Genomic DNA, 12579 nt, shown 5'->3' with positions numbered 1-12579 from the left:
AGGGGGTCGTTGGAAAGTGCTTTAGCTTCGCTGAAGTTTGGGCTTTCAGGTAGCCCGGATGGACAGGCTACCTGAAACTGCTTCAACCGGCCTTCAGCGCGCGCTGGCGGCGGGTTTCGGCCAGTACCATGCCGGTGCTCACGGATACGTTGAGGCTTTCCACCGTGCCGAGCATGGGGATGGAAACAAGTGCGTCGCAGTGTTCGCGGGTGAGGCGGCGCATGCCTTCGCCTTCGTTGCCCATCACCCAGGCCACGGCGGCGGGGATGTCGTAGTGGAACAGGTCGGCTTCGCCGCCCATGTCGGTGCCCACTATCCAGATGTCGCGCTCTTTGAGCTCGCGCAGGGTGCGGGCGAGGTTGGTAACGGCGATGTAGGGCACGGTTTCGGCGGCGCCGCAGGCCACTTTGCTCACGGTGGCATTCAGGCCGACGCTGCGGTTTTTCGGCGCAATCACGGCGTGTACGCCCATGGCGTCGGCCACGCGCAGGCAGGCGCCGAGGTTGTGCGGGTCGGTGATGCCGTCGAGGATGAGCAGCAGGGGCGGCTCGGTGAGGTTGTCGAGCACGTCGTCGAGGTGGACGTGGTTGTGCGAAGCGTCGATAAATCCGGCGATGCCTTGGTGGCGGGCGTGGTGGCACAGGTTATCAAGGCGGGCGGCTTCCACGAAGTGAACGGGAATATTTTCCTGCACGGCTTTTTCCAAGGCCTGCTGCATACGGGCATCGTGACGGCCGGACAGGGCGTAGAGCTCGGTGAGGCTTTTGGGGTTTTGCCACAGGCGGGCGTTGACGGCGTGGAAGCCGTAAATCAGGCGGCGGTTGGACATATGGTTTGCTTTCGTGATGCAGGCTACCTGAAAAGCGGATGCGGTTTCAGGTAGCCTTTTGGATATCGGAGTTTAATTTACGCGGCAGCTTGCGCTTGCGGATGGCCGCGTGGTTGGCGGCCTTATTCTGGCCACAATTTTTGGAAGGCGCGCACGGCGGCGGCGGGGTCGGGGGCGTGGGTAACGGCGCTGACCACGGCCAGTGAGGACACGCCGGTGGCGAGCACGGCGGGCGCGTTTTCCAGCGTGATGCCGCCGATGGCCACGGTGGGTGTGTTGCCGGCTTGTTGCACGTAGCGGCGCAGTTTGTCCAGCCCCTGCGGCTCGGTGGGCATGGCTTTGGTGTGGGTGGCGAATACGGCGCCGCAGGCCACGTAGCTGGGCTGCACGGCCAAGGCGCGCGCCATTTCGGCTTCGTCGTGGGTGCTCAGCCCCAGGCGGATACCGGCGCGGGCGAGGGCGGCAAAGTCGGCGCGGTCCATGTCTTCTTGGCCGAGGTGCACGCCGTAGGCGCCTTCTTCGAGGGCGAGCTGCCAGTGGTCGTTGATGAAAAGTTGGCTGTGCGAGCCGCGCGTGGCGGCGATGGCGCGGCGGATTTCCCGGCGCAGGGCTTCGCCGGTGAGGGTTTTGCTGCGCAGTTGCACGGTGTCTGCTCCGACATCGGCCATCCGTGCCACCCAATCGGCATCGGGCACCACGGCGTAGAATTTGAGGGGGCGGATGATGGGGGGAAAGGGTTGCATAGCGGGCGGCCTGCGGGTGGTTGCGGGGTGGCTATTATAGCGCAGCCGCCGGCGGGGCGGATGGCGGAAGTGGCTGCGACGGCTTTCGGGCGTGAAGGCTGCTTGAAAGCCAAAACTTTTTTCAGGTAGCCTTATTCGGATGGTGGGTTGGAATCAGGGTGAAATAAGGTGATACAGAAGTGCGGCAAGGTAGAGCAACGTGGTAACGTTCTTATTATATTCGCTGTATTTCGGCTATAGCCGAGCAATAGAAAGGCTACCTGAAAATTTCAGGTAGCCTTTATTGACTGCGGATACGGCTTAGGGATGCTCGATCAGCGCATAGGCCGAATGGTTGTGGATGCTTTCGAAGTTTTCGCTTTCCACACTGAAGCGGTCGATGCGCGGGTCGTTTTTCAGCGCCACGGCGATGTCGCGCACCATGTCTTCCACGAATTTGGGGTTTTCGTAGGCGTGTTCGGTAACGTATTTCTCGTCGGGGCGTTTGAGCAGGCCGTAGAGCTGGCAGGAGGCTTTGTTTTCCACCAAATCGATGATTTCTTCAATGGAAACTTCCTGTTTGTGGCAGGTGAGGGTAACGGTAACGTGCGAGCGCTGGTTGTGCGCGCCGTATTGCGAAATTTCCTTGGAGCAGGGGCACAGGCTGGTAACCGGAGCCAATACTTTGATTTGGTGGCTGTATTCTCCATCATCCGACACTTCGCCCTGCCAGGTGACGGCGTAGTCGAGAAACGAGGTGATGCCGCTCACAGGGGCGGCCTTTTTGCGGAAGAAGGGGAAGCTGATAGTGATGCGGCCGGCTTGGGTGTCGAGCCGCTCCAGCATATCGAGCGTGAGCCGGTGCAGGCTGGTGAAATCGAGCACCAGGTGCTGCCGCTCTTCCATCAGCGCCACAAAGCGCGACATATGCGTGCCTTTTTGCGAGGCGGGCAGGGCAACGGTCATGCCGATGCGGGCGATGGTGTGCTGCACGCCTTCTGCGCTTTGGATTTGCAGCGGGAAGTGCAGGTCTTTGATGCCCACTTGGTTGATGGGCATATTGCGTTGGTCGGGGCTGCTTTGCACGTCGGCAATGGCATTCATCCGTGGTTTCCTTATCGGGTGTGTGTAGCGGCGGGTTAAGGTGGCGAAGTATAGCCCTGCCGCTGCCGCCGGGCAATTGTTGGCGCGAGTTTATAGCGCAGATTTATGGCCGCGATTTTGCCGCCCGTTCCGGCGGCGGGTGTTGCCTGCGCTTTTGGTTTATCATATTGCTTTATTTGCATACTGCCGCGAACATCTGCGCAGCCGGAAACCTCAACACCCGCACAAAGGAGGCACCCATGCCACAACCGCAACTGACTAAACTGCACCGCTCCCGCCAACACCGCATGATTGCCGGCGTGATGGGCGGCATTGCTGAATATTTCGGCTGGTCGCCTACGGTGACGCGCATCCTGTTCGTCATCATTTCCTGCTGCAGCGTGGCCGTGCCGGGCATCATCATTTACCTGATCCTGTGGATTCTGATGCCCAACGCCACGCCCGATTCCTATCGCTAGCCCATTTCAGGTAGCCTGTACCCCGTAAGGAAAGCCCGATGAAACACATTGCCCTAGTTTTAACCGCCAGCCTGCTGCTCGCCGCCTGCCAAAGTACCGGTACGGTGTCCGAACAGCAAAACGCCGCTTTTTATCCCTTAACCCAAGGCGAAAACAGCCCCGAAGAATTTGCACGGCACTGCGCCGCCGAACAAGGCACATTGGGCGTGGTACAGGCTGCCGACAACCGACATGCCTACACGCTGGTCTGCCGCAGCGCCGACGGAACGCTGGCCTACGGCTACGGCATCGGGCGCAGATAATTCAGCACACCCCATTCCCACACAAGGACACCCCATGAACATCCTCTTCATCGCCGACCCGTTGGCCACCTTCAAAACCTACAAAGACACCACCTACGCCATGATGCGCGAAGCCGCCAAGCGCGGGCACAAACTGCACCACACCCTGGCCGGCGAACTCTCCGTGCAAAACGGCAAAGTGGCGGCCCAAGCCGCGCCTTTCCAATTCATCGGCGCAAAAGACGACCACGACCACGAATGGTTCAAACCGCAGGACAAAGTGCAGGCTGCCTTAACCGAGTTCGACGCCGTAATTATGCGCACCGACCCGCCGTTCGATATGCAATATTTATACAGCACCCAGCTGCTCACCCTCGCCGAACAGCAGGGCGCAAAAGTGTTCAACAGCGGGCAGGCCATGCGCGATTTCAACGAAAAACTCGCCATTTTGAATTTTTCCCGATTCACCGCGCCCACCCTCGTTTCCACCCGCGCCGCCGACGTGCGTGCCTTTTTGGCCGAACACGGCGACATCATTGTCAAACCGCTCGACGGCATGGGCGGCATGGGCATTTTCCGCCTCACCGAGCGCGACCCGAACATCGGCAGCATCCTCGAAACCCTGATGCGGCTGGATACGCGCACCATCATGGCGCAACGCTACATCCCAGAAATCGTGCACGGCGACAAACGCATCCTCGTGATTGACGGCGAAGTCGTGCCCTTTGCCTTGGCCCGCATCCCGCAGCAGGGCGAAACGCGCGGCAATCTGGCCGCCGGCGGGCGCGGCGTGGCGCAGGAATTGAGCGACCGCGACCGCGAAATCGCCGAAACCCTCGCCCCCGAGCTGAAACGGCGCGGCATTTTACTGGCCGGTTTGGACGTGATTGGCAGCCATCTGACCGAAGTAAACGTAACCAGCCCCACCGGTTTCCAAGAAATCACCAAACAAAAAGGCTTCGATGTGGCCGCCAAATTCATCGACGCGGTGGAACGCAACGCGTGATAGGCGTTGCTCAATTGAAGCCCGGCTTTCAGGTAGCCTACGGTAGCGATAGAGGCTACCTGAAAAATGAAAGTTTTTTGTATACAATTATTTGTATGCTGTATACCCACGATTGAAGGCTACCTGAAAATTTCAGAACCGCAAACCATAGTTTGGCTCCATGCCGAGCTGCATATTTTCAGCTTCGTCGAGCAGGATTGCCCGTTTCCACTTTGTTGCCGAACTTATTTTTCAGGTAGCCCCCGCACATCATTCGGAGCACGCCAATATGACCAAACCACTTACATTATTGCTCTCCGGCTTGTTTGCCGCGCTGTGTTGGACGGCGGCGGATATGCTGCTGGTGGGCTTTGTGCAGTCGCCGGAGCAGTATCCGTTGTTTTCGCACACACTGGCCTCTGCCTTAGGCGACGATGTGGATTTGGCGGTGCTGATGCTGGCCGGATCGCCGCAGCGGCTGTTTTGGGGCGTGTTGCCCGCCACTTTCAGCCTGCCGTTTTATTTGGCCTCGGCTTTCGGTGTGCGCCGTTTGCTGCACGGCAAGGCGGCAGGTGCGGTACTGAGCCTGCTCTCGGCAGGCTATGCACTCTCGCCCTTGGGGCATGCGGGCTTTTATTATATGGGAATCAGTGCGCAAACCCTGCTGCATAGCCCGCCTGAAGCCTATCCGATGCTGCTGGCGCAATTTCGGGCATTTCATGCCATGTTGGCGGTACATTGGTTTGCCTCGGTGGGGCTGCTGGCTGCGGGCTGGCTGGTGCTGCTGGTGCAAACCGTGCGCGGGCAAACTGTCTTGCCGCGTGCTTCTGTATGGGCAAACCCCTTGCCGGTGGGCGCTGCGGTGGCGGGCGTGTGCAGCCTGTTTCCACAATCGGCCGCAGCGGCCTGCATCGGCGGAGCAACATTCAATATCGCCCAGGCGGTGTTTTTCGCCTTCGCTTGGTATTGCCTTTATTCCAACTACCAACATCAAAAGGAGCATCGATGAAACCCGGCAAACGCGGCCTCGCGCGCCTGATCGCCGCCGCCCAATATTCCCGCGACGGCCTCGCCGCCGCCTACCGCAACGAAGCCGCCTTCCGCCAGCTGGTGTGGCTGCACGCCGTGCTGCTGCCCCTGGCGTGCTGCTTCGATTTCGATACGCCCGTGCGCATGCTGCTGGTGGGCGCGTCGCTGCTCTCGCTGATTGTGGAGCTGTTCAACACCGCCATCGAAGCCGTGGTGGACAGGATTTCCGAAGAGCTGCACCCGCTCTCCAAAATCGCCAAAGATGCAGGCTCTGCCGCGCAGCTGGTGGCGCTGTTGCTCGTTGGCATTTTTTGGCTGATTGCCTTCAACACCCTGTAGTCCAATCCCGTTTGATAGAAAGGAAAGCATATGAAGCTTAAGCAAATCGTTATCCTCTCCGGCCTGCTTTTGGCCGCGGCCGCCCAGGCAGAAGTGCGCGCCAGCCAGGCTTGGGCGCGGTTTACCGTGCCCGGCATGAATTCCGGCGGCGTGTTTATGCAGCTGGAAAACGGCAGCCCCGCCGACGCGCTGATCGGCGGCAGCAGCCCCGTGGCCGAAAGCGTGGAAATTCACGAACACGTGATGGCCGGCGGCAATATGCGTATGCAGGCCATGCCGCAAGGCCTGCCGCTGCCCGCCAACGAGCGCACCGAGCTCAAACCCGGCAGCTACCACGTGATGCTGATCGGCCTCAAACAGCCCCTCGCCGCGGGTAGCCGTTTCCCGCTCACGCTGAAATTCCGCCACGCCCCCGAGCAAACTGTGCAGGTGGAAGTGAAAAGCCCGAGTGATGAAGCGGGCGGCGGGCATCACCACCATCATCACCATCACACGCATTAGCTGATAAGGTTTCAGGTAGCCTCTTGGTTGGGATGGAGGCTACCTGAAAATGGATGGGATTGTTTAATAAAGGATGATTGGAAGGCTGATGACTAATAAATTTGTTTGTTTCCTAGCTGCCCTGTTTATAACGGTTGTGCTGATGTATATAGCCGGTCTCCTTTTGGGAGAGTGGTTATATGTCTTAGCGTTCTTGCTTTTTTTTAGTCCGGACGGGTTTTTTTGGGGAGTTGCTATCCTGATTGTGGTTGGGGGTTTTATATTTGCCTGTGTGTTTGGCATGATGGGCGGCTGGAGAACGCATGAGCAAAAACGGGAAGCGATCATGTACCAACAACGCCGAACCAATATGCCACCCCCCGAGTCGCCTGCCAGCGATCTCTATGATTTCAATATGCTGAACGCGTCCTACCACATGCTTCAATGGCTGGCAGACGCGCCTTACCAACACATTTGTCAAAACATCGAACAGCTGTTGCGCCAAAAAATGGCCGACAGCCACCTGCTCGATATTGCCGCTACTTCCATGCCGCAATGGCAAACCGTGGAAGTGCGGGAAGAAGAAAACGGCCAAACCGTCGCCGTCAGCCGTACCGGCATGGCGTTTGAATTTGTGCTGCATGTGTCCGGAAACGGCCAAACCCACAAACTCAAAGGCGTATATACTTGGGCGGGCAGCCGCCTAAACCGCCCGCCCGCCGAACAGCGCCAACGGGTCTGGCTCGACATAAACGGCACGCTGGCCGACTTCGGCGGCAGCCGTCTGGCCGAGCGGCTGAAGGCAGCGAATTAAACGCTTGGCTGTATCCTCCATTATTTTTAACTACGCTGAAACATCGTTTTAGCTTCGCAGAAACTCAGCTTCGGCTGCACCAAAACATCGTTTTAGATGTAGGTTGGGTTAGGCTGCAAACCGTAACCCAACAATCGGATACTCTTTTTGTTGGGTTACGCCTGTGGCTAACCCAACGCTTGGCCGTATCCTCCATTGTTTTAACTACGCCGAAACATCGTTTTAGTTTCACGGTAACTCAGCTTCGGCTGCGCCAAAACATCGTTTTCAGGTAGCCTTTTAGCGGGTGGAGGCTACCTGAAAAAGGATAGGGCTGTTTGCAAATGATGATTGGAAGATTGATGATTAATAAATTTGTTTGTTTCCTAGCTGCCCTGTTTATAACGGTTGTGCTGATGTATATAGCCAGTCTCCTTTTGGGAGAGTGGCTATATGTCTTAGTGTTCTTGCTTTTCCTTGGTCCGGACGGGTTTTTTTGGGGAGTTGCTATCCTGATTGTGGTTGGGGGTTTTATATTTGCTTGTGTGTTTGGCCTGCTGGGCGGCTGGAGAAAAACACAGAATCAAAGACGGGAAGCGATCATGTGCCAACAACGTCGAACCGATATACAGTCTTCCGAGCCGCCCACCACCAACCTTTATAATTTCCAGCTACTAGGCAGCTCCTATTCTATGCTGCAATGTCTGGACTACACGCCCTACCAACACATCTGCCGAAACATCGAACAGCTGCTACGCCAAAAAATGGCCGACAGCCGCTTGCTCGATATTGCCGCCACTTCCATGCCGCAATGGCAAACCGTTGAGATTCGGGAAGAGGAAAACGGCCAAACCGTCGCCGTCAGCCGCACCGGCATGGCGTTTGAATTTGTGCTGCATGTGTCTGGAAACGGCCAAACCCACAAACTCACCGGCGTATACACCTGGGCGGGCAGCCGCCTAAACCGCCCGCCCGCCGAGCAGCGACAACGAATCTGGCTCGATCTCAACGGCACGTTGGCCGAATTCGGCGGCAGCCGGATGGCCGAGCGGCTGCAGGCAGCAAATTAAACGCTTGGCTGTATCCTCATTATTTTTAACTACGCTGAAACATCGTTTTCCGTAAGTTTGGCACGGGCACGGTGCGATAAAATTAACGCCTCCAAGTGAATATGCTTTTGATAAATAAGGATATTCACATGGTTATCATTGCTGTGGTCTCTACCAAAGGTGGCATTGGTAAGACGACCCTTACTGCCAATTTGGCCGCTGTGCTGGCCGATATGGGCTTCAGAGTGCTGATGCTGGACACCGATACCCAAGCGTCCCTCAGCAAATATTACCCGCTGCACTACCGTGCGCCCAACGGCATGGTCGAGCTTCTGTTGGGTAAAAACGACGAAGCCTCCATCCGCTCCGCCATCTCCAATACAGTTTATCCCAATCTGGACATCGTATTGTCCAACAACGTCCGGGACGACGTGCAGAACAAGGTGTACGACCGCCCCGACCGCGCTTTCCTGCTGCGCAACAAGCTGGTTCATCCCTGTATCGCCGAAAACTACGATGCCGTCATTATCGACACCAAAGGCTCGGTCGGCGTTATCCAAGATGCGGCCTGCTTTGCCGCCAACCTGCTGCTCTCCCCATTATGCCCGAAACGCTGAGTGCCCGCGAGTTCATCTCCGGCACGCAGGAGGCATTGGAGCGGCTGTCGCACGGTGCGGCCATGAACCTGCCGATACCGCCGCTGAAGGCGCCGATTTATGAGCGCGACCGCACCAAAGACGCACGGATGATCGCAGAAAACATCAAAGCCTATTTCCACAGCAGCCTGGATGGCAAAAAACAGCTGATGGCGTTGGAAATCCCCCATCCAAAGCCTACAAGGAAGCGGCCACCCTGCGCATCCCCGTACACTGCCACGAGTGGAAGCATGCGGGCAAATCGGAATCCGCCCGGCAGCAGATGATCAATTTGGTCTGTGAGCTGTTCCCGCAAATCGGGGAAGGCGGGATCGAGTGCCACCTGTTCGGCGACAACCTGGAAAACCTGCTGGCGCCGGAGGATGCCGCCCCCGGGGAAGGAGGAGGCCGTGAATAAGCCCGTGCAGCCGCGCAAACCGCAACTGACCTTGGATGCCGCAGCCGCCAGCCTGATGGTGCCGCAGCCGGCGCAGACCGGGATGGACATCGCGGTCAAAGACGACGTATTCCCCGGCCTGTTCCTCAACGTGCCGGTATCGGAAATCGACTTCTTCGACAAAAACCCACGCACCCGCCACGACCCGGAACTGTACCGCCAAATCAAGGAATCGATCCGCGAAACGGGCGTGCAGCAGCCGGTGCACATCACCCGCCGCCCCGGCTGCCGCTGCTATGTGCTCTCGCAGGGCGGCAACACCCGCCTGAAAATCGTACAGGAACTGTATGCGGAAACGGGCGACGGCCGGTTTGCCGCCATTCCGGCCATTTATGCCGAATACACCTCGGAAGCGGATATCCGGATCGCCCACCTGATCGAAAACGAACAGCGGGCGGAGATGTGCTTTTGGGACAAGGCGCAGGCCTATGCCGCCATCCGCGACATGTTTCAGGCGGAGAGCGCCAAACAGCTGAGCCTGCGCGAGTTGGAAGCACTGTTTCTGACGCATGGGCTGTCGCTGACTTATCAAGTATTGGGCTATCTGTTTTTCGCCAAAGATCATTTGAGCGGATTGGGCAGCTTATGTATGTATCTTTCAAATTCAAAAACCATTGAACTGCGAGCTCTGTACCGTAATTTCAGCGATTATCTGAAACAAGGCTACAATGAACAGGAATTATCCAGCTTGGCGGAAATATTGGCCGAATAGGCAATGGAAAGGGTTTTGTTCATAGCCGTAACCATATCGGCCGCCATCTGTCCGCCGTACAGCTTCGCGGCCGCATCGGCTGCTTGGATGGCGATTCGGGTACCGGCTCTGGCTGCCTGGCTGAGTACGGTGGTGGTTTCCGGTGGCAGACGGTCTAGGAACGCCCTCTGTTCTGGGGTCAGCATTTGTGCGTTTTCCGTATTATTTGGTGTCGATCAGATAAGCCATGATGGAGCCGCTTTGTATCTGGGTCGGCAAAGAATCGCCCATGGAATTGTTGTCGCCGAACGCAGTCTGTTTGCCGATCAGCAGATTCAGGATGTACCAATATGTACCGGGAAAGGCGGAATCGGCGGTTTTGATTTCTTGGCAGCTGTCGGCTTTGCGGACATCGAAATCTTTGCACTGGTACTCGGTCAATACCGAACCTGTTTTCGGGCCTTCCACTACATCTTGGAAAGTCCAAATTGGTGCCAACGCTTTATCAACACGTTCCTTGGAGGCATTAACAAGGGTATCGCCTGCTGATGAGGATTTGGCTTTATCTCCGGTCAGCACTATTCGGGTGCCATACAGGCTCATGGCCATTTGCACAAATCCTTGGTGGCCGCCGTATGGCCTAGTATCAATGGCTTCGTTGCCGTTGGTATCGAACGCGCCGGCAGAGACCAGTGTATTCATAATATTGTTGCCGTATTCGGTTGACTGGTCGGCCGCATCATCAGGACGGTTGGTGTTTTTACCGTTGTAGGTTCGGTTATCGTTGGCTTTGGCATAGTCTTTGGCCTTACCGGCGGCGGCCATACCGCCACACCAAAGTTACAGGCAGGCAGCCGCAAGCACCCGGCGGCTGCCCGCAGCCGGATTCAGAAAGGGATTTCGCCGTCCGGGGCATCGGCAGACGGTGTGCGCGGCGGTTTCAGTGATACCGATTCGACACGCCCGGAAGAGAGGTTGAGATACACATTGTCCGCGCGCAGCCGGCGGGTTCTGACCGGGTGGCCGTCTTTTTCGTAGAACTCGATACGCTCTTCGCCTTCGATCACGACAGGCATGCCTTTGGCCAGCACCTTGCTCAGGTTCTGCGCCTGCCGACCCCAGATTTCGCAATCGATCCATTCGACCGGGCCGTCTGGCACATAGCGGTCTTGTCCGTCAATGTTTTGGCGTTTGTAGCGGGTGGAGGCGACAGAAAAGTTCAGCACGAAACCGGTTTCTCCGTCATTGCGTTTGATTTCTTTGAGTTCGCAGTTCTGCCCCAGGTTGCCCCGGACAGTAAGCTGAATAGACATTCGGCTGTTCTCCAAGTCGGGAAACAGCCGGATTTGTGGATTTTGGGTTTGAAATAACCCAAATTACAGATGGGGTATATTGAGTCTATACCCGGTTCGCTTCCGGTGTCAAGAACTGCGTTGGAAGAGCCCTGACTAACCGAAGGCAATCGGCTCGTTCGGCATCCGGTCACGTATATCTTCCAATACAACGCCGCCTGTCTGTTTTGTCAATTCAGTCAGCAGTGTACCCAAAAGGGCTTTACCAGCATCGTCGGTTAGTGCTGGTTCTGACTGCCCGTTTCCACCACCGGCTACCATAGCCTTTATCTGCTCGGAGTGGTTCTTATTGTGTGCCGTTGTCATCCGTATCAGCCCTGCCCGTAATTTACTTTGAGAAAGTATGCTTCTTCCTGCTTTCATGAGTTGCCGCTATGCATTCAGTTCCATAACACTCAATTTGTGAATGGAGAAAAAGCCCGACACAAAATATCAGGCTTGCCGGTTATTGGTACTACCCGAACAACTCGGAATGCGTTCCCAAACGGATAAGCTGCAACCTGTTTTCTGTCTTGCGGTAAATTAGTACCAAGTCAGGATTGATATGACAGTCTCGGCAATCTTTCCACTGTCCTTCCAATCCATGATCCCGGTATTTCTCCGGTAACGGTATGTCTTTAACCAAGCAGTCTAAGACTTCCACCCATTCCCTAGTAACCAATTTCTGACAATGCTTCTTTACATCGCGTTTGAACTGGTTGCCGTTAGTACTAATTTCTCGGGTTGTTTTGTTCATTAAATGAACCTTTTCAAGTTATTTAACCATAATATATGAAATACACACCGAGAAATCAAATTATGAGGGGTGTTTTTTTACTTTCACACCGGCTACTTGTCTGCCAACGCCTGTATCGCCTCGACCGCCTCGGTAACCGTCTTGTAATGCAATGTCTTTGCCGGCTCGGCACGCGCTTCTTCAATTGCCCGTTGTGTTAAGCTGTTTGGAATGTACCCTGCTTTGTAATCAAAGGAAAGCGGGATGACTCTGGTATCGGCAATCTGCCGTAAAAACAGCTTTACTGCTTGGGCAGGGGTCAAGCCATAACTTTCAATGACAGGAAATGCCTGCTCCTTGAGATCTTCATCCATTCGGATATTAAAATTCGTGCTCATTGCTCTGCTCCAGTCATCAATATTTCCCTGCATCAAACAGCATATGGTTGGTCTCTTCTACCATTCGGTACAGGTTATAAACAATAAAGTGTAACAATAGTAAAACTTTTGTTTCACTTTTGCAAGAACTTTATTTTACCTTGCAAATAATAAATACTTTGCTTTTAAATCAATTCTGTACCAAGCATTTTTCAGGCAGATCAGCAAACCATATCAGACTGTAACGCCGCTCATATTCCGACCGTTTGGTGCACCAATAAGC

21 protein-coding genes are annotated in these 12579 nt (G+C 55.8%); 12 read left to right on the top strand and 9 right to left on the bottom strand.

The features are described 5' to 3' along the window. Window positions 1-82 precede the first annotated feature (82 nt). From rlmB to folE2, 3 genes are all read right to left on the bottom strand, one after another. On the bottom strand, window positions 83-829 hold the full coding sequence (gene rlmB, locus A7Q00_RS02395) for a 23S rRNA (guanosine(2251)-2'-O)-methyltransferase RlmB (RefSeq protein WP_064089055.1): 747 nt from the start codon (window positions 827-829) through the stop codon (window positions 83-85). Between the two features lie 122 nt (window positions 830-951). Continuing rightward, window positions 952-1572, bottom strand: a complete 621-nt coding sequence (gene thiE / locus A7Q00_RS02390; protein WP_064089054.1) for a thiamine phosphate synthase — start codon at window positions 1570-1572, stop codon at window positions 952-954. 300 nt (window positions 1573-1872) lie between these two features. Continuing rightward, a complete protein-coding gene (gene folE2, locus A7Q00_RS02385) occupies window positions 1873-2655 on the bottom strand; it encodes a GTP cyclohydrolase FolE2 (RefSeq protein WP_064089053.1) in 783 nt (260 codons plus the stop codon). A gap of 239 nt (window positions 2656-2894) precedes the next feature. Between folE2 and A7Q00_RS02380 the strand changes: the two genes are divergently transcribed. The 12 genes from A7Q00_RS02380 (at window position 2895) to A7Q00_RS02330 (ending at window position 9873) form a co-directional block, all read left to right on the top strand. Further along, on the top strand, window positions 2895-3113 hold the full coding sequence (locus tag A7Q00_RS02380; RefSeq protein ID WP_064089052.1) for a PspC domain-containing protein: 219 nt from the start codon (window positions 2895-2897) through the stop codon (window positions 3111-3113). Window positions 3114-3151: 38 nt separating this feature from the next. Continuing rightward, window positions 3152-3415 (top strand): putative periplasmic lipoprotein, encoded by a 264-nt coding sequence (locus A7Q00_RS02375; RefSeq protein WP_064089051.1) that lies wholly within the window; start codon window positions 3152-3154, stop codon window positions 3413-3415. A 34-nt stretch (window positions 3416-3449) separates the two neighbouring features. Continuing rightward, window positions 3450-4400, top strand: a complete 951-nt coding sequence (gene gshB / locus A7Q00_RS02370) for a glutathione synthase (protein ID WP_064089050.1) — start codon at window positions 3450-3452, stop codon at window positions 4398-4400. A 268-nt stretch (window positions 4401-4668) separates the two neighbouring features. Further along, window positions 4669-5388 (top strand): hypothetical protein, encoded by a 720-nt coding sequence (locus tag A7Q00_RS02365; RefSeq protein ID WP_064089049.1) that lies wholly within the window; start codon window positions 4669-4671, stop codon window positions 5386-5388. After that, window positions 5385-5747, top strand: coding sequence for a diacylglycerol kinase (locus A7Q00_RS02360; protein WP_064089048.1), 363 nt, complete (start codon window positions 5385-5387; stop codon window positions 5745-5747). The genes A7Q00_RS02365 and A7Q00_RS02360 overlap by 4 nt, the downstream gene beginning before the upstream one ends. A gap of 30 nt (window positions 5748-5777) precedes the next feature. Continuing rightward, complete coding sequence (locus tag A7Q00_RS02355; protein ID WP_064089047.1) at window positions 5778-6248, top strand: copper chaperone PCu(A)C; 471 nt, start codon at window positions 5778-5780, stop codon at window positions 6246-6248. A gap of 325 nt (window positions 6249-6573) precedes the next feature. Further along, a complete protein-coding gene (locus tag A7Q00_RS02350) occupies window positions 6574-7041 on the top strand; it encodes a hypothetical protein (RefSeq protein ID WP_064089046.1) in 468 nt (155 codons plus the stop codon). Window positions 7042-7622: 581 nt separating this feature from the next. Beyond that, window positions 7623-8090, top strand: a complete 468-nt coding sequence (locus A7Q00_RS02345; RefSeq protein WP_156503700.1) for a hypothetical protein — start codon at window positions 7623-7625, stop codon at window positions 8088-8090. Between the two features lie 128 nt (window positions 8091-8218). After that, window positions 8219-8686 carry a ParA family protein gene (locus A7Q00_RS13995; RefSeq protein ID WP_064089044.1) on the top strand — a complete coding sequence of 156 codons (468 nt, stop codon included), beginning with the start codon at window positions 8219-8221 and terminating at the stop codon, window positions 8684-8686. Continuing rightward, entirely contained in the window at window positions 8671-8991 is a 321-nt protein-coding gene (locus A7Q00_RS13990; protein ID WP_064089043.1) for a hypothetical protein, read from the top strand. The genes A7Q00_RS13995 and A7Q00_RS13990 overlap by 16 nt, the downstream gene beginning before the upstream one ends. Then, window positions 8988-9122: a hypothetical protein gene (locus tag A7Q00_RS14135; protein ID WP_275043698.1), complete on the top strand. Its 135-nt coding sequence runs from the start codon at window positions 8988-8990 to the stop codon at window positions 9120-9122. Before A7Q00_RS13990 ends, A7Q00_RS14135 begins: the two co-directional genes overlap by 4 nt. Then, window positions 9115-9873 carry a ParB N-terminal domain-containing protein gene (locus A7Q00_RS02330; protein ID WP_064089042.1) on the top strand — a complete coding sequence of 253 codons (759 nt, stop codon included), beginning with the start codon at window positions 9115-9117 and terminating at the stop codon, window positions 9871-9873. Before A7Q00_RS14135 ends, A7Q00_RS02330 begins: the two co-directional genes overlap by 8 nt. Here A7Q00_RS02330 and A7Q00_RS13285 read toward each other — a convergent pair. The 6 genes from A7Q00_RS13285 to A7Q00_RS02305 form a co-directional block, all read right to left on the bottom strand. Next, complete coding sequence (locus A7Q00_RS13285; RefSeq protein ID WP_152907621.1) at window positions 9825-10058, bottom strand: hypothetical protein; 234 nt, start codon at window positions 10056-10058, stop codon at window positions 9825-9827. The genes A7Q00_RS02330 and A7Q00_RS13285 overlap by 49 nt on opposite strands. Before the next feature lie 16 nt (window positions 10059-10074). After that, window positions 10075-10677, bottom strand: coding sequence for a hypothetical protein (locus A7Q00_RS02325; protein WP_049258382.1), 603 nt, complete (start codon window positions 10675-10677; stop codon window positions 10075-10077). A 62-nt stretch (window positions 10678-10739) separates the two neighbouring features. Next, entirely contained in the window at window positions 10740-11165 is a 426-nt protein-coding gene (locus A7Q00_RS02320; RefSeq protein ID WP_049258383.1) for a single-stranded DNA-binding protein, read from the bottom strand. 135 nt (window positions 11166-11300) lie between these two features. Further along, window positions 11301-11567, bottom strand: coding sequence for a hypothetical protein (locus A7Q00_RS02315; RefSeq protein ID WP_064089041.1), 267 nt, complete (start codon window positions 11565-11567; stop codon window positions 11301-11303). Window positions 11568-11658: 91 nt separating this feature from the next. Then, window positions 11659-11940: a type II toxin-antitoxin system YafQ family toxin gene (locus A7Q00_RS02310; protein WP_049258386.1), complete on the bottom strand. Its 282-nt coding sequence runs from the start codon at window positions 11938-11940 to the stop codon at window positions 11659-11661. A 92-nt stretch (window positions 11941-12032) separates the two neighbouring features. Further along, entirely contained in the window at window positions 12033-12317 is a 285-nt protein-coding gene (locus A7Q00_RS02305) for a type II toxin-antitoxin system RelB/DinJ family antitoxin (protein ID WP_049258389.1), read from the bottom strand. Between the last annotated feature and the right edge of the window lie 262 nt (window positions 12318-12579).

The sequence above is a fragment of the Eikenella halliae genome, assembly GCF_001648475.1.
Lineage (GTDB): Bacteria > Pseudomonadota > Gammaproteobacteria > Burkholderiales > Neisseriaceae > Eikenella > Eikenella halliae.
The sequence above is the reverse complement of the archived record's forward strand: the minus strand, read 5'-3'. Positions and strand labels throughout refer to the sequence as shown.